Source organism: Massilia soli (assembly GCF_016809835.1).
Lineage (GTDB): Bacteria > Pseudomonadota > Gammaproteobacteria > Burkholderiales > Burkholderiaceae_D > Telluria_A > Telluria_A soli.
In genome coordinates this window covers 479,714-497,251 of sequence record NZ_JAFBIL020000005.1, presented here as the reverse complement: position 1 = coordinate 497,251, position 17,538 = coordinate 479,714, and the positions used below count along the sequence as shown (strand labels likewise).

The following is a 17,538-nucleotide window of genomic DNA, read 5'->3' as shown; positions in this document are numbered from 1 at the left end:
AGGTTTTCAGGGCTTCGGCGTCCTTGATGCCAATGGTGCGCTGGTCGACCGTGATCAGGCCGATTTCATTAAATGCCGATAGCGTGCGGCTGACCGTTTCGAGCGTCAGGCCCAGGTAGCTGCCGATTTCGTGGCGGGTCATGCGCAGGTTGAACAGCTTGCTGGAGTAGCCCATCGCCGCGAAGCGGTCGGCGAGCGATACCAGGAAGCGGGCAACCCGTGCCTCGGCGCTGAGGGCGCCGAGCATGCCGATCATGGCCTGCTCGCGCACCAGTTCGCGGCTCATGACGCCATACATGACGTTTTCCAGCTCCATGTGCACGCGCCCGAGGGCGGTCAGTTTTTTGAACGGCAGCAGGATCAGGTCGCAGTCGGACAAGGCCACCGCTTCCGACGCATAGTGGCGGGTGTGGATGCCATCGACGCCGAGCATGTCGCCCTTCATCGGGAAGCTGAGCACTTGCTCATTGCCGAACTCGTCGATGAGTACGGTCTTCAGGAAACCGGAATTAACGATATACAGGGTATCGAAGGCTTGCCCGATCGTATGCACGCGCTGGCCAGTCTTGAACTGGACGTGCTGGAACAGGAGTTCCTCGGAGTTGACTGACACCGCCGCCGTGATGTGAAGCAGATCGCACACTTCTTTCAGGTTGGACCAGAGCCGGCCCTGGCGTTGACGGCCTGCTTCCATCGGCGAGGAATGCAAGGTCGACGTGGTGGTGGGGCGTGTTTCTGAAGAATCCGTTGACAGCATGCTCATCTCCCAGGAAGGAACTAAAAGTTTCAGAGCTGTAGACAATCACAGGGGAACAACGATCTGTGAGATTGCGGACCGGTGCTTCAAACGTGACCAGGGACAGCGCGATCTGACAGGTCGGGACCAAGGAAATGAACCGGAAGCAAGTCGAATCGTTAGATTTAGTATGCCAACACGAGTCCGGCATTGATATCAGCGAGCGCTGAATCTAGGCGTAGGACTGGAACACAAGCCGTAGGAGTCGTCCTACGGTGTGCGTGGCGTTTTCACAGGGAAGCCGGGCGTGCCCAGAGGGGGCGGAGGGTCTGACGTGGATCAGGAGATTTTGACTTGCTGTAGCCAAAGGTGGCACAAATACCGCAGCGGTTTGTCTAAAACTCTTTCGCCTTCAGGATTTAAAAGGCGACAACAGGCGGTGCGCCACGGCGTACTGCACCATTTCCGACAGCGAGGTCATGCCCATCTTTTGCATGATGCGGGTCTTGTGGGTGCTCACTGTCTTGACACTGAGATGCAAGGTGTTGGCAATCTCGGTGATCGATTTTCCGCTGACGAGTGAAGAAAATACTTCAAATTCCCTGTCCGACAATTGCTTGTGCAGCAATTGTTCGTTGGGCGTCATGATATTGAGCGCCAATTGCTCAGCCACTTCAGTACTGATATAGGGGCGGCCCGAGGCCACTTTGCGAATCGCACCCACCAGCTGGGTTCCGGCGCTTTCCTTGGTCAGGTAGCCCTGGGCGCCGGCGCGGATGGCCCGGACGGCATACTGTTCTTCTTCATGCATGGTCAGGATCAGGATCGCCAGCTTGGGCGATTCGCTGCGGATCTGGCGGATCAGGTCGACGCCGCTGCGGCCGGGCATCGACAAGTCGAGCAGCAGCAGGTCGAAACCGCCCTGGCGCACGTGCGACAGTACTTCAAATCCGTTGATTGCCTCGCCCACGATGTCGATGTCCGGCGCGCCGTCCAGGATGCGCTTGAGGCCTTCGCGCATGATGGTGTGATCGTCAGCGATGACAATTCTTATCATAGAGTACGCCCTTGATGTGAACCGGCGTGCGGCCGGCAAAGCAGTCGAACTGGTAAACCATCATTCAAGAGTAATGCCAAACCAAGAGTGAATCAATGCACAGTGACTAAGCGGCCGGTTCTTTGATCAGGCGATGGACCAACACCGGCTTTTGCGTGTGCGACAACACTTTATTGGTCACGCTCCCCAGCAAAATCTGACCCCAGCCGCTACGCCCGTGCGAGCCCATGAAGATCAGGTCGCAGTCTTGTTCATCGGCCACGTCGACGATTTTCTGCGCCGCCGAATCGGCGAACGCCACCATGCCGCTGTGCTGCAGGCCGCATTTGCCGGCCGCATCGAGGATCGAGCGCAGATGCTCGCCGCCTACCTTTTGCATCTGGACCAGGTACTCCTCTTCGCTGGGGTAGGTCGGAGGAATGATTTCCACGTAGACCGGGTACTGGTACTCGGGTGCGACATACAAGGCCAGTACTTCAGCGCCCATCTGTTGCGCAAACTTCACACCGGCGCAGGCGGTGGCTTTCGACACCGACGAGCCGTCCGTGGTGATCAGAATTTTCCGGTACATGGCGAGTCCTCCCAAAGCAGACATAATTCTATTGTAGTCGGCGTTTTCCAACTTGTTAGAACGATCATGCTTGATCTTGCTCAAGCCCATCCATATTCATTCCGACAACAAATCAGCCGGTTGGCACGTAAACATTCGTTTTTTGCTAATTCTGGACGCAGCGATTTGTGGCCCAGCCGATACATCGCAGGCCGAAAAAAGGGGGCAAAACGGCGAAAAGAGCAGTAAACATACACTTTGATTGTCGAGGCAATAAGTTTCTCTCAACAAATTGATCACCGCTGCGGTTGGACATTTACCACGACACAGCGCGCTGATACACTCGCGTAAACCCGCGATGTTGCCGCGCATCATTTAATTCTGCCGACTCGCACCGCACCGACACGCACCACGCAACTGACGTTGCGCATCTACCAAATGGAGAAGCAGGGATTATGACTGACGCCGCTGACGATTTCGACGCACTATTCGAGGAAGTATCCTCGCAGCGCAGTAGCGCTCCGGCTGCCGCTCCGGCCGCCGCGCCCGCGGCTGCGGCTGCGGACGACGATGACATGGACGCGCTGTTCGACCAGGTGTCCTCGACCCGCCCTGCGCTGGCCGCTGTGCCGGCCGCGCCCGCCGCGCCAGCCGAGCCGGCCGCTGCCGCCAACACCCCGCATGAAGAAGTCGACCACGGCGACAACCCGATGTACGAGCGTCTCGGCGGCATCGTGCGCCTGCTGCACGATTCGCTGCGTGAACTGGGCTACGACAAGGCGCTGACCGAAGCGTCGAGCCAGATCAACGATGCCCAGGACCGCCTGGAGTACGTCGCTTCGCTGACCGAACAGGCTGCCAACAAGGTGCTCAATACCCTGGACGAAGGCATGCCGGCCCAGGACGTGTTGTCGAAGCAAGCCAAAGCCATGGATACCCGCTGGAACGACCTGTTCGCAGGCAAGCTGTCGCTGGACGAGTTCAAGGCGCTGGCCGGCGATTCGCGCCAGTTCGCGCAGCAGGTAGCCGAAGCGACCGAAGCCGAAAAGGCGCGCCTGCTGGAAATCATGATGGCCCAGGACTTCCAGGACATCACCGGCCAGCTGATCAAGAAAGTCGTCACCATCACCAAGGCAGTCGAGCAGGAACTGGCTGAGCTGCTGCGCGACAACGCGCCACCGGCGGTGCGCGAAAAGCTCGCTGCCAAGCCGGCTCCACTCATGTCTGGCCCGTCGGCACCATCCGTCGCGCTTGACCAGGACAATGTAGACGACCTTCTTGCCGATCTGGGATTCTAATGGACGATATGCTCAAGGATTTCGTCGTCGAGGCGATGGATCTTGCGGTCAATGTAGAAGAACACCTGCTCCGCCTCGAACGCGATCCCAACAACAAGGAAACGCTGAACGCGGTGTTTCGCTCGTTCCACACCATTAAGGGTGGCGCGGGCTTCATGAACTTGCCGGCGCTGGTCGCCGCCTGCCACCTGACCGAAAACCTGTTCGACGCCCTGCGTACCGGCGCCGCGCCGGTAACGCCGATCGCGATCGAAGCCGCGCTGCAGGCGTCGGGCTTCGTTGCCGACCAGTTGACCGACCTGAACAACGGTACCCCGGCCGAACAACTGGCGTCGATGCCGGATGCGCTCGAGCGCATCCTGGTTGACGCCATCGAAGGCAAGACGCAGTCCGCGCCGAAAGCGGCCGCACCGGCGCCGGTAGCGGCGGCACCGGTTGCCGCAGCCGCTGCCGCTGCGCCAGGCGCCGATGGCCTTGACTGGGAAGCGATGTATGTCGCGGTAACGCCGGCTGGAACGCACACGCCTTCCGCCGCGCCAGCCGCTGCCGCAGCCGCAGTCGCAGCCGCAGCGCCGGCGGCCGCAGCGCCGGCCGCCGCCGATGCCGCCGCCAGGCCGGCAGGCTGGGATGGGGTCGACCGCCGCGAAGAAAAAGTCCAGGAATTCCGCGCCGCGTCGGCGCCGGCCAAGGAAGACAGCATCCGCGTCGACGCCGTCAAGCTCGACGCGCTGCTCGAAGTGGCAGGCGAATCGGTGCAGGCAGCCAACCAGGCCGCCGTGCTGCTCGAACGCCTGGCGCAGTTCAAGTTCGAAGGCGCCGCGGCCACCCTGATGGCGACCCTGACCGAAACGCTGGAACGCGCATCGCGCTATTCGGCCGAACTGCAGCGCGCCACGCTGGCGACCCGCATGCAGCCGGTCGGCCGCCTGTTCCAGAAATTCCCGCGCCTGGTGCGCGAGCTGGCCAAGGACCTGGGCAAGGATGTCGAGCTGACCATCGAGGGCGCCGAGACGGAAGTCGACCGCGTCGTGGTGGACAGCCTGTACGACCCGCTGGTGCACATGCTGCGCAACGCCCTCGATCACGGTGTCGAATCGCCGGAAGACCGCGTCGCCGCGGGCAAGCCGGCCAAGGCCTACATCTCGCTCAAGGCATGGCAGGAAGCCAACAGCGTCATGATCGTGCTGCAGGATGACGGCAAGGGCATGGACCCGGTCAGCCTGCGCAAGAAGGCGATCCAGAAGGGCCTGATCAACGAGAACGGCGCGCAGAGCGACGAGGAAGCCTACCAGCTGGTGTTCCTGCCGGGCTTCTCGACCAAGGAAGTGGCGTCGTCGGTCTCGGGCCGCGGCGTCGGCATGGATGTGGTGAAGACCGCGGTCGAAAAGAACCGCGGCGCGATCCACATCGAATCCTCGCTCGGCCACGGCACCAAGTTTGCCATCCGCCTGCCGATCGAACTGTCGATCGTGCCAACCATGCTGGTCTCGACCTCGGGCGCGCTGCTGGCGCTGCCGATGGCGGTGGTCCAGCGCGTGGTCGAACTGCCGGATACCTTCGCCCAGGTTGGCGGCGCGCCGGTCCTGAAGGACCAGGGCCGTCCGCTGCCGGTGCGCTCGCTGGCCGCGTCGCTCGGCTACGAGCCTTGCTCGGAAAAGGTGGGCATCGTGGTGGCCGCGCCGCAGCCGTACATCCTCGCGGTGTCGGCCGTCGATGGTACCGCCGACCTGGTGATCAAGCCGATGACCGCGCTGTCGGTCGAGGGCATCACCGGCACGGCGCGCTCCGCCGAAGGCGACCTGGTGCTGGTGATCGGCCTGTCGTTCCTGATGGATGGCTGCCGCGGCGCCGTCAAACTGGCTGCATAAGTAAAAATACTTCTTGCTGCACGGAAGTCGAAATGCCTGCTGAAATTCAGCAGGCATTTTTTTTATTTGCAAAATGAGTTCGTTTTGCGAATATCATGTGCAGAAGAGGTGTTAATGGCACATAAAATTCGAAAAAGTCATTCTTGCTGACGCAGTGCACAAATATGGCATAATCATTTTCGGTCTTTGATTCATGCATCGCCTTACACCACCATCATGATAAAAACGCTCTACGACAAACTCTGGGATTCCCATGTCGTGCGTGCCGACGAAGACGGCACGACGGTTCTGTACATTGATCGCCACCTGGTGCATGAAGTGACCAGCCCACAGGCCTTCGACGGCCTGCGCGCCGCCAACCGCAAGCTATGGCGCAATTCCGCCAACCTCGCGGTGGCAGACCACAACGTCCCGACCACCGACCGCAAGGGCGGCATCGCCGACCCCACCTCGCGCCTGCAAGTGGAGACACTGGACGCCAATGCCAAAAGCTACGGGCTCACGTATTTCAACATGAACGACCGCCGCCAGGGCATCGTGCACGTGATCGGGCCGGAGCAGGGCGCGACCCTGCCGGGCATGACGGTCGTCTGCGGCGACTCGCACACCTCGACCCACGGTGCTTTCGGCTGCCTGGCGCACGGCATCGGCACGTCGGAAGTCGAGCATGTGCTGGCGACCCAGACGCTGCTGGCGCGTAAGTCGAAAGCCATGCTGGTGCAGGTCGACGGCGCGCTGCCGCCGGGCGTCACCGCCAAGGACATCGTGCTGGCCGTGATCGGCAAGATCGGCACCGCGGGCGGCACCGGCTACGCCATCGAATTCGGCGGCTCGACCATCCGTTCGCTGTCGATGGAAGGGCGCATGACGATCTGTAATATGGCGATCGAAGCGGGCGCGCGCGCCGGCATGATCGCCGTCGACGACACCACCATCGACTACGTCAAGGGCCGTCCCTACTCGCCGGTCGGCCCGCACTGGGACCAGGCGGTGGGCTACTGGCGCACCTTGCACTCCGATCCGGGCGCGCAGTTCGACATGGTCGTCACGATGAACGCCGCCGACGTCAGGCCACAGGTCACCTGGGGCACCTCGCCCGAGATGGTCACTTCGGTCGACGGCCGGGTGCCCGATCCGGACCAGGAAAAGGACGCGGTGCGCCGCGACGCCATGGAAAAGGCGCTCATTTATATGAACCTCAAGCCCAACACCCCGATCGAGGACATCCGCATCGACAAGGTGTTCATCGGCTCGTGCACCAACTCGCGCATCGAGGACTTGCGCGCCGCCGCCGCCGTTGTGCGCGGAAAGCAGCGCGCCTCGAATGTGCGCCTGGCGCTGGTGGTGCCGGGTTCCGGGCTGGTAAAAGAGCAGGCCGAACGCGAAGGCCTGGACAAGATATTCAAGGACGCGGGCTTCGAATGGCGCGAGCCAGGCTGCTCGATGTGCCTTGCAATGAACGCCGACCGGTTAGAACCGGGCGAGCGCTGCGCCTCCACCTCGAACCGCAATTTCGAGGGACGGCAGGGGCAGGGCGGACGCACCCACCTGGTGTCGCCTGCCATGGCGGCGGCGGCCGGTATCGCCGGCCATTTCGTCGATGTACGCGCACTGCGCTAAAACAACCATTCAATTTTGAGAGCCACACCATGAAAAAAGTATTCGCCCTGTCCCTGATCGCCCTGTTCCTGGCCGGCTGCAACACCATCTCCGGCGTTGGCCGCGACGTGCAGCGGGCCGGCCAGATCGTTACCGGCGCGGGCGGGAAATAACACCACCACCGTCGGTTCCGCGCAGGCGGGAATCCATCATTCGCCATTGACCAAGCGGCGCATGGGTTGCCGCTTTCGCGGGAACGACGGCTTAAGCGAGCTATATGGACAAATTTACGCTACACGAGGGACTTGTCGTCCCTCTCGACCGTGCCAATGTCGACACGGACGCCATCATCCCGAAGCAGTTCCTGAAGTCGATCCACCGTACCGGTTTCGGCCCCAACCTGTTTGACGAATGGCGCTACCTTGACCACGGCGAGCCGGGCAAGGACAACAGCGCGCGTCCGCTGAACCCGGACTTCGTGCTGAACCAGCCGCGCTACCAGGGAGCGTCCATCCTGCTAGCGCGCAAGAACTTCGGCTGTGGCTCCTCGCGCGAACACGCGCCGTGGGCGCTCGACCAGTACGGTTTCCGCGCGATCGTCGCGCCAAGCTTCGCCGACATCTTCTTCAATAACTGCTACAAGTCCGGCCTGCTGCCGATCGTGCTGACCGAGAGCCAGATCGAGCACTTGTTCAACGAGGTCAAGGCCTTCCCCGGCTTCCGCCTGGCGGTCGACCTCGAGAAGCAGACCATCGGCACGCTCGATGGCAGCCTGGTGTACGAATTCCAGATCGACGCCTTCCGCAAGTACTGCCTGACCAACGGCCTTGACGACATCGGCCTGACCTTGCGCCACGCCGACGAGATCCGCGCCTTCGAAGAACGCCACCTGGCGGCCCAGCCCTGGCTGGTCAACGCCATCTGACCCGGAACAGCACAATGAAAATAGCAATCCTGCCGGGTGACGGCATCGGTCCTGAAATCACAGCGCAAGCCGTGCGCGTGCTGAACGCGCTGGGCGAGAACTTCGAGATGGAGCAGGCCGACGTCGGCGGCGCCGGCTATGCGGCGCACGGCCATCCGCTGCCTCCCGCCTCGCTGGCGCTGGCCAAGGGCGCCGACGCGGTGCTGTTCGGCGCCGTCGGCGACTACAAGTACGATACGCTCGAGCGCGCGCTGCGCCCGGAACAGGCGATTCTCGGGTTGCGCCGTGAGCTTGGCCTGTTCGCCAACCTGCGCCCGGCGATCCTGTATCCGGAACTTGCCGGCGCCTCGACGCTCAAACCTGAAGTCGTCTCGGGGCTCGATATCCTGATCATCCGCGAACTGACCGGCGACATCTATTTCGGCAAGCCGCGCGGTGTGCGCGAATGCCCGGACGGCCCGTTCAAGGGCGAGCGCGAAGGCTTCGACACCATGCGCTATGCCGAATCCGAAATCCGCCGCATCGCCCACGTGGCCTTCCAGGCGGCGCGCAAGCGCGGCAAGCGCGTGACCAGCGTCGACAAGGCCAACGTGCTGGAAACCTTCCAGTTCTGGCGCGACATCGTCACCGAGGTCCACCAGGACTACGCCGACGTCGAGCTGGAACACATGTACGTCGATAACGCCGCGATGCAGCTGGTGCGCGCGCCCAAGAAGTTCGACGTCATCGTCACCGGCAACATGTTCGGCGATATCCTGTCCGACTGCGCGGCGATGCTGACCGGTTCTATCGGCATGCTGCCATCGGCGTCGCTGGATGCCAACAACAAGGGCCTGTACGAGCCGTCGCACGGCTCCGCGCCCGACATCGCCGGCAAGGGCATCGCCAATCCGCTGGCGACCATCCTGTCGGCGGCGATGATGCTGCGCTACTCGCTGAACATGGCGGCGCAGGCCGACCGCATCGAGGCCGCGGTCAAGCAGGTCCTGGCCCAAGGCCTGCGCACGCCGGACATCTACGAGGCGGGCACCACCAAGGTGGGCACCGCCGAGATGGGCGACGCGGTCGTGAACGCATTACGGTAATTTTTAAATAGACGAGGAACGACAATGAAATTAGTAGGCTTGGTAGGCTGGCGCGGTATGGTGGGTTCGGTCCTGATGCAACGCATGCAGGACGAGGGCGACTTCGCCCACATCGAACCGCTGTTCTTCACGACCTCTAACGCCGGCGGCAAAGCGCCGGCGATGGCGAAGAACGAGACTACCCTGAAGGACGCGAGCGACATTGCCGAGCTGTCGAAATGCGAGATCATCATCTCGTGCCAGGGTGGCGACTACACCAGCGACGTGTTCCCGAAGCTGCGCGCCGCTGGCTGGAACGGCTACTGGATCGACGCCGCATCGACCTTGCGCATGAACGACGATGCCGTCATCGTGCTCGACCCGGTCAACCTCGACGTCATCAAGAACGCGATGACCAAAGGCGTGAAGAACTACGTCGGCGGCAACTGCACGGTGTCGTGCATGTTGATGGGCCTCGGCGGCCTGTTCCAGCATGGCCTGGTCGAGTGGATGACGTCGATGACCTACCAGGCCGCGTCAGGCGGCGGCGCCCAGCACATGCGCGAGCTGCTCACCCAGTTCGGCACCATCAACGGCGCCGTCAAGCCGCTGCTGGACAACCCGGCAGCGGCGATCCTCGACATCGACCGCGCGGTGCTGGCGACCCAGCACGGCATGTCGGCTGACGAGACCAAACAGTTCGGCGTGCCGCTTGCCGGCAACCTGATCCCGTGGATCGACAAGGACCTGGGCAACGGCCAGTCGAAAGAAGAGTGGAAGGCCGGCGCCGAGACCAACAAGATCCTCGGCCGCGGCGCATCGTTCGGCAGCCGCGAGATTCCGGTCGACGGCCTGTGCGTGCGCATCGGCGCGATGCGCTGCCATTCGCAGGCGTTGACCATCAAGCTGACGAAGGATGTGCCGCTCGACGAGATCAACGACATCATCGCCGCCAACAACCAATGGGTAAAGGTGGTGCCGAACAATCGCGAAGCATCGATGCGCGACCTGTCGCCGGCGGCGGTAACCGGCAGCCTGACCATTCCGGTCGGCCGCCTGCGCAAGATGTCGATGGGCGGCGAGTACCTGTCGGCCTTCACCGTCGGCGACCAGCTGCTGTGGGGCGCGGCCGAACCGCTGCGCCGCATGCTTCGTATTATCCTTGACAAGTAAGTTGTCAAGATGTGCAGTGCCGTCCCGCGGCACTGCTTGCGCCGCGTTGCTTGGGGTTGCTAAAGAATGCATCAAAACGCCCGTTTTACGGGCGTAGAGTCTCACTTATCGGGCCAAACGCTTGCATGCTCCAAAGCATGATGATATGTTGGGACTCCCGGGAAAACCGCTTTTTCCCCTAGCTAACCTTGATGCTGCCAACTATGCACGTAAACAATCGCCCCAAGATCGTCTCATTCGCGATGAAGGCACTGGCCGGCGCGGTCGCCAGTGCCGTGTTGCTGTCCTCTTCGGCTTACGCTGCCGGTCTTGGCAAGCTGACCGTCCTGTCCTCTCTCGGCCAACCGCTGCGCGCCGAAATTGAACTGACGTCCGTGTCGGCCGAGGAATCCTCCGGCCTGGTCGCCAAGCTCGCGTCACCCGACGCGTTCCGCCTGGCGAACATCGAATTCAATCCCGCGCTGCTGTCGCTGCGCTTCGCCATCGAACAGCGCGCAGGGCGGCAGATCGTCAGGATCACCTCGTCGCAGCCGCTCAACGAGCCGTTCGTCGACATGCTGCTTGAGCTGAGCTGGGACAGCGGGCGCCTGGTGCGCGAGTACACCTTCCTGCTCGATCCTGCCGAACTGCGCACGACGCAGCCGGCGCAAGTGGCCGCGCCGTCGAGCACCGCTGCGCGTCCTGCCCCTGCGCCTGCGCCGGCCGCGGCCGCGGCAGCGCCGGACTACCGTCCGGCTCCGCGTCCGGTTGCGCCGGTGCCGCAGCAGCCGGCGCCGCGCGCCGAACGCCCGGCCTCGACCGCCAGCGAATACCGCGTCAAGCCAGGCGATACGCTCGGCGAGATCGCGACCCAGGTGAAGCCGGTCGACATCTCGCTCGACATGATGCTGGTCGCGCTGTACCGCGCCAACCCTGACGCCTTCATTGGCAAGAACATGAACCGCCTGAAGTCGGGCCGCATTTTGTCGGTGCCTGATTCAAGTGCCATCCGCGGCACCGGCGAAGGCGAAGCGCGCGGCGTGGTCGTCGCCCACGCGGCTGACTTCAACGCCTACCGCAACAAGCTGGCCGGCCAGGTCGCCACCAGCGCGCCGACCAAGGCGCCGGACGCAGGCCAGAGCGCCGCCGGCAAGATCACGGCGCGTGTCGAAGAGCGTCCAACCGCCGTCACCGAATCGAAGGACAAGCTGCAGCTGTCGCGCGCGGCGCAAGCCAGCGCGGAGCAGGGCAGGACCTCGGCGGCGAGCGAGGAAGACCGCATCGCCAAGGACAAGGCGCTGGCCGAAGCCACCGCCCGCGTCAAGGAGCTCGAACGCAACGTCAACGACCTTGAAAAGCTGATGACGGTCAAGAGCAAGGCCGGCGTGGACGCCACCGCGGCCGCGGCGCCAGCAGCTGCTGCGGCAGCCGCAGCAGCCCCGGTGGCGGCCGATACCGCTACAGCTGCTGTGCCTGCGCCTGCCAAGCCGGTCAAGCCAGCAGTCAAGAAGCCGCGTACGGCCGAAGAACCGTCGTTCGCCGACATGATCATGGATAACATCAGCTATGTGCTGGCCGCCCTTGGCGTGCTGCTGCTGGCGCTGGTGGGCATCGCGTCGGCGCGCCGCCGCAAGCAGGAAGTCGACCAGGGACCGACCGAACCATCGATCCTCGGTGCGCCGACCGACCAGGCGCACTCGATGTTCGCCGAGGCGGGCGGCCAGAGCGTCGACACCAGCAACAGCGTGTTCAACTCCAGCTTCGCGCCATCGGCCAGCCAGCTCGATACCAATGAAGTCGATCCGATCGCCGAAGCCGATGTCTACATCGCCTACGGCCGCGACGCGCAAGCCGAGGAGATTCTCAAGGAAGCGCTGCGCAGCCACCCTGAACGCAATCCGGTGCGCCTGAAACTGCTCGAGATCTACGCGGCCCGCAAGGACCAGCGCGCGTTCGAAGCACAGGCCAGCGAGATGTACGGCATCACCAAAGGCCAGGGCGACGACTGGGTGCAGGCAGCGGCGCTTGGCCTGGCGCTCGACCCGCTCAACCCGCTGTACGCGGGCGCCGCAGGCGCCGCCGTTGTGGCGCCTGAAGCCAGCGCTGAAGAGCGCGGCCAGCAGGCGATCCTGTCGCAGGAGCTGCACGACGCCCTGAATGCCGACGATACCAGCGACGCGACCATGGACTTCGACCTCGGCCTGGCCGACGACACTCAGAAAGCCGACCAGGCGCCAGCGCCGGAAGTGGTGGCGGCAGCACCTGCGCCAGCGGAAGACCACTCGCTGGACTTCGACCTGGGCGGCCTGTCATTCGAGCCAATTGCGCAGAACGACCCGATCCCGATGTCCGGACCGAGCGACGACAAGCTGGCCGATGAAGCGCCGGCGCCGGTGCCGACCGCGCAGGAGTTCGACATGGACTTCGACATGTCGTTCGACTCGCCAGCCAAGGAACAGGAGACCGCTGTGCCGGCTCCGACGCCGTTCAACGACATCAGCCTGGACCTCGGCCAGGACAAGGCCGACGAGCCGCCGCGCGACTACGGCACCGTCGACCTGAGCGACTTCGACGTGCCGCCGGTGCCGCCAAGCGCCACCGCCGAGGCGGACAGCCGCCCGGATTCGCTGCTCGACCTCGACACCATGGACTTCGACCTGCCGACGCCAGCGCCGGCGCCAGTTGCCGAAACCGGCGCGCGTGACGACAGCCTGCAGCTGAAAGACGAATTTGCGCTGCCGGACATGACGTTCGATCCGCTCGACGAAACCCCGCAGGCGCCGCTGTCGGCGCCGGCCGCGCCGCAGTTCGACATGTCGGGCATCGACCTTGACCTGCCTGCGGTCGAGCCGCATCGCGCGGACGACACCGCGCTGCCCGACCTGAATGAACTCGACCGCCTCGACGACTCCGGCGATGGCATCGACGATTTGTCGAACGCCGACATGGAAATGGAAACCAAGCTCGACCTGGCCATTGCCTACCAGGAGATCGGCGACAAGGAAGGCGCGCGCGAACTGCTCGATGAAGTCATCAAGGGCGGTAACTCGGCGCAGGTTGGCAAGGCCAACGAGATGCGGGCGAAGCTGGGTTAATGAAGGCTTTACCAGAAGGACCCGAACAGAAACGGATAGCACTCGGCGTCCAGTATGACGGTAGCAGCTGGAGCGGCTACCAGAAGCAGCCCGACAGGAATACGGTGCAGGACCGGCTGGAAATGGCGCTCGCGGAATTTGCGCGCGTCGCGTTGCCAACCACCTGCGCCGGCCGCACCGATGCCGGCGTCCACGCGCTGGAACAGGTAATCCACTTCGACACCAGCCTGTCGCGCCCCATCAACGCGTGGGTGCGCGGCGTGAACGCCTTCCTGCCCGATTCGATCGTGGTGCGCTGGGCAAAAGAGCTTGCGCCCGACCCGGAGCACGAGTTCCACGCGCGCTTCTCGGCCCATTCGCGCACCTACCACTACGTCTTGTATAACAACGCGAACCGCTCGGCGCTCCTGGCCGGGCGTGCGGGCTGGGTGTTTCGCCCGATCGACGTCGCGTTGATGCGCGAAGCGGCGCAGTGCCTGGTCGGCACGCACGACTTCTCGGCGTTCCGCTCGTCGCAGTGCCAGGCCAAGTCCCCGGTCAAGCAGCTGCGCGACCTGCGCATCGAGCGGCGCGGCGACGTCATCATCTTCACCATCACCGCCGCGGCCTTCCTGCACCACATGGTGCGCAACCTGGTTGGCTCGCTGGTCTATGTCGGCATTGGCCGCCAGCCGGTGGCGTGGATGCGCGAAGTGCTCGAAAGCGGCGACCGCGACATGGCCGCACCGACCTTCATGCCGGACGGGCTGTATCTGGCCAAAGTAGGGTACGATCCCAAGTGGGGCCTGCCGCAGGAAGACAGCTCGCCCCTCGGCTGGTTCTAACCTGAAGGAGGCTGCCTTGCAGCGCACACGCATCAAGATCTGCGGGCTGACCCGCGCGCAGGATGTCGCCGCCGCGGCCGGCGCCGGCGCCGACGCCCTCGGCTTCGTGTTTTACCCAAAGAGCCCGCGTTTTGTCACGGCGGCGCAGGCGGCGTCGCTGGTGTCGGGCGTGCCGCCGTTCGTATCGAGCGTCGGCCTGTTCGTCAACGCCAGCGTGGCCGAAGTCGCGGCGATCACCCATATCGTCCCGCTGGCGCTGCTGCAGTTCCATGGCGACGAGACCCCGCAGCAGTGCGCGGCACTCGCGGCGGCCGCCAACCGGCCCTTCATGCGGGTATTTCGGGTGCGGCCCGACACGCGCGGCGCCGATTTGCTAGAATACGAAAGTGAATACCGCGCCGCCAGTCCGCTGTTTTCGGGCCTTTTGCTCGATACCTTCGTGGACGCCTACGGTGGCGCAGGAAAGGTCTTCGATTGGTCCATAGTCCCAAAAGAAATCGCGCCTCGGGTCGTTTTGAGTGGTGGCTTGAGCGTACAAAACGCGACTGACGCGGTGGTACGTGTACGCCCGTATGCGGTCGACATCAGCAGTGGTGTCGAACAGCAGAAGGGCATCAAGGACGCCCACAAGATCGCTGCCTTCGTGCAGGCGGTCCGGGTAGCCGACGCCACCTCTGAAAGCGAAAACCATCATGAAAGAAGCACCTGAACGCGGCCCAGCCGCGAACCTCTTCAAGACCACCGACTACCAGCTTCCCGACGCCAAGGGCCATTTCGGCCAGTATGGCGGCGCCTTCGTGGCCGAAACCCTGAGCCACGCCCTGGCCGAACTCAGCGAAGCCTACGCCCGGTACAGCGTGGACCCCGAGTTCCTCGACGAATTCCGCTATGAGCTCAAGCACTTCGTCGGCCGTCCCTCGCCGATCTACCATGCCAAGCGCTGGTCCGAGATCATGGGCGGCGCGCAGATTTTCTTCAAGCGCGAAGACCTGAACCACACCGGGGCGCACAAGATCAACAACGTGATCGGCCAGGCGCTGCTGGCGCGCCGCATGGGCAAAAAGCGCATCATCGCCGAAACCGGCGCCGGCCAGCACGGCGTCGCCACGGCCACCATCTGCGCGCGCTTCGGCCTTGAATGCGTGGTCTACATGGGCAGCGAAGACGTGCGCCGCCAGGCCCAGAACGTGTACCGCATGAAGCTGCTCGGCGCTACCGTGGTGCCGGTCGAATCGGGCTCCAAGACCCTCAAGGACGCGCTCAATGAAGCGATGCGCGACTGGGTCACCAACATTGAAAATACCTTCTACATCATCGGCACGGTGGCCGGACCGCACCCGTACCCGATGCTGGTGCGCGACTTCCAGTCGGTGATCGGCGAAGAGTGCCGCGTGCAGATGCCCGAGATGACCGGGCGCCAGCCCGACTACGTGGTCGCCTGCATCGGCGGCGGATCGAACGCGATGGGAATTTTCTATCCGTACATCGACGAGAAGAGTGTGCGGCTGGTAGGGGTGGAAGCGGCGGGCCATGGCATCGCCTCGGGCATGCATGCAGCGTCCTTGAGCGCGGGTATTCCCGGCGTCCTGCACGGCAACCGTACCTACCTGCTGCAGGACGCCAACGGCCAGATCATCGAGACCCACTCGGTATCGGCAGGCCTCGATTATCCGGGTGTCGGGCCGGAGCACGCGTGGCTGAAGGACTCGGCGCGCGCCGAATACGTGTCGATCAGCGACGATGAAGCCCTGCAGGCGTTCCACGACTGCTGCCGCATCGAAGGCATCATCCCGGCGCTCGAATCGGCGCACGCGCTGGCCTACGCGGCCAAGCTGGCAGCGACGCTGCCGAAGGACCAGCTGGTACTGGCGAACCTGTCGGGCCGGGGCGACAAGGACATGCACACCGTGGCGGAAAAGATGGGGCTGGACTTCAGCTAACCATCGATACACCCACCACAACGAAAGAACAGAACATGTCCAGAATCGCACCAACCTTTGCCGCGCTGAAGGCGCAAAACAAAACCGGCCTGGTGACCTTTATCACCGCCGGCGACCCGGGTCCCGAGATGACGGTGCCGCTGATGCACGCGCTGGTCGCGGGCGGCGCCGACGTCCTTGAACTGGGCGTCCCGTTCTCCGACCCGATGGCCGAAGGCCCGGTGATCCAGCGCGCCTGCGAACGCGCGCTGAAATTCAACATCGGTCTCGGCGACGTATTCAATTACGTGCGCGAATTCCGCAAGACCAACCAGCACACCCCGGTCGTCTTGATGGGATACGCCAATCCGATCGAGCGGATCGGACCGGACGCCTTCATCCGCGCCTCGACAGAGGCGGGGGCCGACGGCGCCATCGTGGTCGACTATCCGCCGGAAGAATGCGAAGAGTTTGCGGCCGCGATGCGCGCCAATGATCTCGACCTGATCTTCCTGCTGGCGCCGACCTCGACGCCGGCACGCATTGCGCAGGTGGCGCGGGTCGGCAGCGGCTTTAGCTACTACGTCTCGCTCAAGGGCGTGACCGGGGCCGGCACCATCGACACCGACGACGTGGCGCGCCGGGTGGCGGCGATCCGCGAGCACGTCAAGCTGCCGATCGGCGTGGGCTTCGGCATCCGCGACGCCGCCACTGCCAAAGCGGTGGCCGCGGTGGCCGATGCGGTGGTCATCGGCAGCCGCATCATCCAGGAGCTGGAGAACACGCCGAAAGAGCAGGCAGTCGAAGCGGTGCGCTCGTTCGTGTCCGGGATCCGGGCTGCGCTCGACAGCAAAACCTGATCGCCTGTCACGATGTAAGTTGCAGGTTCGAGGGGCATTCTTCACGATTTCTCTTGCGTTGAATCGGGGATGGACCACGATTCAAGCAATGTTTGTGTGCGGCCAGCTAGCTATAGTGAGGCGGAGTTGCATCCGATAAACCTTACCACGGTGTCCACATGAAAAAACAGATCGTGAAAGTATCCCTCGTGCAGTCGGCTAAAGTCATTGCGCTCATGTACCTCCTGCTCTCCGTGCCGATCGTCGGACTGATGTTCACGTTCGCGCCGGTGATGATGCCGGGGGTTGGAGGGGCGGCCCTGTTTTTGATGGTGCCGCTCTTCTACGCGCTGTTCTGCTTCATTGGCATCATCATCAGCGGCTGGCTGTACAACCTTTCCGCGCGCATGGTCGGCGGCATCGAATACACCACCGCCGACGTTTAAGCCGTTCCTGAAGCGTCGCAGTGGTTCGTGGCGGGCATCCGCTCGGCCAAGCCTGCTGCGCAGGCCCGCCCGAATCTTCCAAAATCGGGGACAGACCCCGATTTTGGAACTATTCGTTTGGTGAAAACTTCTAAAATGGTGGTCTGTCCCCGATGTGATGGGGGCA

General features: G+C 63.4%; 16 protein-coding genes. 13 read left to right on the top strand and 3 right to left on the bottom strand.

Translation table 11 applies throughout. From position 1 onward, the window contains the following. From I4X03_RS15065 to I4X03_RS15055, 3 genes are all read right to left on the bottom strand, one after another. On the bottom strand, window positions 1–694 hold a 694-nt coding region (locus tag I4X03_RS15065), incomplete at its 3' end, for a Crp/Fnr family transcriptional regulator (RefSeq protein WP_223469061.1). 454 nt (window positions 695–1,148) lie between these two features. Further along, window positions 1,149–1,793, bottom strand: a complete 645-nt coding sequence (locus I4X03_RS15060) for a response regulator (RefSeq protein ID WP_223469050.1) — start codon at window positions 1,791–1,793, stop codon at window positions 1,149–1,151. Window positions 1,794–1,899: 106 nt separating this feature from the next. Beyond that, entirely contained in the window at window positions 1,900–2,364 is a 465-nt protein-coding gene (locus I4X03_RS15055) for a universal stress protein (protein WP_223469049.1), read from the bottom strand. A 434-nt stretch (window positions 2,365–2,798) separates the two neighbouring features. Between I4X03_RS15055 and I4X03_RS15050 the strand changes: the two genes are divergently transcribed. The 13 genes from I4X03_RS15050 to I4X03_RS14990 all read left to right on the top strand — a co-directional run bounded on the left by I4X03_RS15050 (window position 2,799) and on the right by I4X03_RS14990 (window position 17,372). Continuing rightward, on the top strand, window positions 2,799–3,641 hold the full coding sequence (locus tag I4X03_RS15050; RefSeq protein WP_223469048.1) for a protein phosphatase CheZ: 843 nt from the start codon (window positions 2,799–2,801) through the stop codon (window positions 3,639–3,641). Beyond that, on the top strand, window positions 3,641–5,509 hold the full coding sequence (locus I4X03_RS15045; RefSeq protein WP_223469047.1) for a chemotaxis protein CheA: 1,869 nt from the start codon (window positions 3,641–3,643) through the stop codon (window positions 5,507–5,509). Before I4X03_RS15050 ends, I4X03_RS15045 begins: the two co-directional genes overlap by 1 nt. 216 nt (window positions 5,510–5,725) lie before the next feature. Continuing rightward, window positions 5,726–7,129, top strand: coding sequence for a 3-isopropylmalate dehydratase large subunit (gene leuC / locus I4X03_RS15040; RefSeq protein WP_223469046.1), 1,404 nt, complete (start codon window positions 5,726–5,728; stop codon window positions 7,127–7,129). A gap of 29 nt (window positions 7,130–7,158) precedes the next feature. Then, a complete protein-coding gene (locus tag I4X03_RS15035) occupies window positions 7,159–7,281 on the top strand; it encodes an entericidin A/B family lipoprotein (protein ID WP_223469045.1) in 123 nt (40 codons plus the stop codon). Window positions 7,282–7,385: 104 nt separating this feature from the next. Next, window positions 7,386–8,033 carry a 3-isopropylmalate dehydratase small subunit gene (gene leuD, locus I4X03_RS15030; RefSeq protein ID WP_223469044.1) on the top strand — a complete coding sequence of 216 codons (648 nt, stop codon included), beginning with the start codon at window positions 7,386–7,388 and terminating at the stop codon, window positions 8,031–8,033. A 14-nt stretch (window positions 8,034–8,047) separates the two neighbouring features. Then, window positions 8,048–9,118: a 3-isopropylmalate dehydrogenase gene (gene leuB, locus I4X03_RS15025; RefSeq protein WP_223469043.1), complete on the top strand. Its 1,071-nt coding sequence runs from the start codon at window positions 8,048–8,050 to the stop codon at window positions 9,116–9,118. Between the two features lie 24 nt (window positions 9,119–9,142). Next, a complete protein-coding gene (asd, locus tag I4X03_RS15020; RefSeq protein WP_223469042.1) occupies window positions 9,143–10,270 on the top strand; it encodes an aspartate-semialdehyde dehydrogenase in 1,128 nt (375 codons plus the stop codon). A gap of 203 nt (window positions 10,271–10,473) precedes the next feature. Then, a complete protein-coding gene (locus I4X03_RS15015) occupies window positions 10,474–13,344 on the top strand; it encodes a motility hub landmark protein FimV (protein WP_223469041.1) in 2,871 nt (956 codons plus the stop codon). Further along, window positions 13,344–14,168, top strand: coding sequence for a tRNA pseudouridine(38-40) synthase TruA (truA, locus tag I4X03_RS15010; protein WP_223469040.1), 825 nt, complete (start codon window positions 13,344–13,346; stop codon window positions 14,166–14,168). Before I4X03_RS15015 ends, truA begins: the two co-directional genes overlap by 1 nt. A 1-nt stretch (window position 14,169) precedes the next feature. Then, a complete protein-coding gene (locus I4X03_RS15005; protein WP_223469060.1) occupies window positions 14,170–14,877 on the top strand; it encodes a phosphoribosylanthranilate isomerase in 708 nt (235 codons plus the stop codon). Then, a complete protein-coding gene (gene trpB / locus I4X03_RS15000) occupies window positions 14,861–16,108 on the top strand; it encodes a tryptophan synthase subunit beta (protein ID WP_223469039.1) in 1,248 nt (415 codons plus the stop codon). Before I4X03_RS15005 ends, trpB begins: the two co-directional genes overlap by 17 nt. A 35-nt stretch (window positions 16,109–16,143) precedes the next feature. Next, complete coding sequence (gene trpA, locus I4X03_RS14995; RefSeq protein ID WP_223469038.1) at window positions 16,144–16,947, top strand: tryptophan synthase subunit alpha; 804 nt, start codon at window positions 16,144–16,146, stop codon at window positions 16,945–16,947. Between the two features lie 158 nt (window positions 16,948–17,105). Next, window positions 17,106–17,372, top strand: coding sequence for a hypothetical protein (locus tag I4X03_RS14990; RefSeq protein WP_223469037.1), 267 nt, complete (start codon window positions 17,106–17,108; stop codon window positions 17,370–17,372). Window positions 17,373–17,538: the final 166 nt, after the last annotated feature.

Bases quoted from the DNA above. Each gene is read 5' to 3' on its own strand.
- I4X03_RS15060 (WP_223469050.1), bottom strand. From the start codon at position 1,793: ATGATAAGAATTGTCATCGCTGACGATCACACCATCATGCGCGAAGGC.
- I4X03_RS15055 (WP_223469049.1), bottom strand. From the start codon at position 2,364: ATGTACCGGAAAATTCTGATCACCACGGACGGCTCGTCGGTGTCGAAA.
- I4X03_RS15050 (WP_223469048.1), top strand. From the start codon at position 2,799: ATGACTGACGCCGCTGACGATTTCGACGCACTATTCGAGGAAGTATCC.
- I4X03_RS15045 (WP_223469047.1), top strand. From the start codon at position 3,641: ATGGACGATATGCTCAAGGATTTCGTCGTCGAGGCGATGGATCTTGCG.
- leuC (WP_223469046.1), top strand. From the start codon at position 5,726: ATGATAAAAACGCTCTACGACAAACTCTGGGATTCCCATGTCGTGCGT.
- I4X03_RS15035 (WP_223469045.1), top strand. From the start codon at position 7,159: ATGAAAAAAGTATTCGCCCTGTCCCTGATCGCCCTGTTCCTGGCCGGC.
- leuD (WP_223469044.1), top strand. From the start codon at position 7,386: ATGGACAAATTTACGCTACACGAGGGACTTGTCGTCCCTCTCGACCGT.
- leuB (WP_223469043.1), top strand. From the start codon at position 8,048: ATGAAAATAGCAATCCTGCCGGGTGACGGCATCGGTCCTGAAATCACA.
- asd (WP_223469042.1), top strand. From the start codon at position 9,143: ATGAAATTAGTAGGCTTGGTAGGCTGGCGCGGTATGGTGGGTTCGGTC.
- I4X03_RS15015 (WP_223469041.1), top strand. From the start codon at position 10,474: ATGCACGTAAACAATCGCCCCAAGATCGTCTCATTCGCGATGAAGGCA.
- truA (WP_223469040.1), top strand. From the start codon at position 13,344: ATGAAGGCTTTACCAGAAGGACCCGAACAGAAACGGATAGCACTCGGC.
- trpB (WP_223469039.1), top strand. From the start codon at position 14,861: ATGAAAGAAGCACCTGAACGCGGCCCAGCCGCGAACCTCTTCAAGACC.
- trpA (WP_223469038.1), top strand. From the start codon at position 16,144: ATGTCCAGAATCGCACCAACCTTTGCCGCGCTGAAGGCGCAAAACAAA.
- I4X03_RS14990 (WP_223469037.1), top strand. From the start codon at position 17,106: ATGAAAAAACAGATCGTGAAAGTATCCCTCGTGCAGTCGGCTAAAGTC.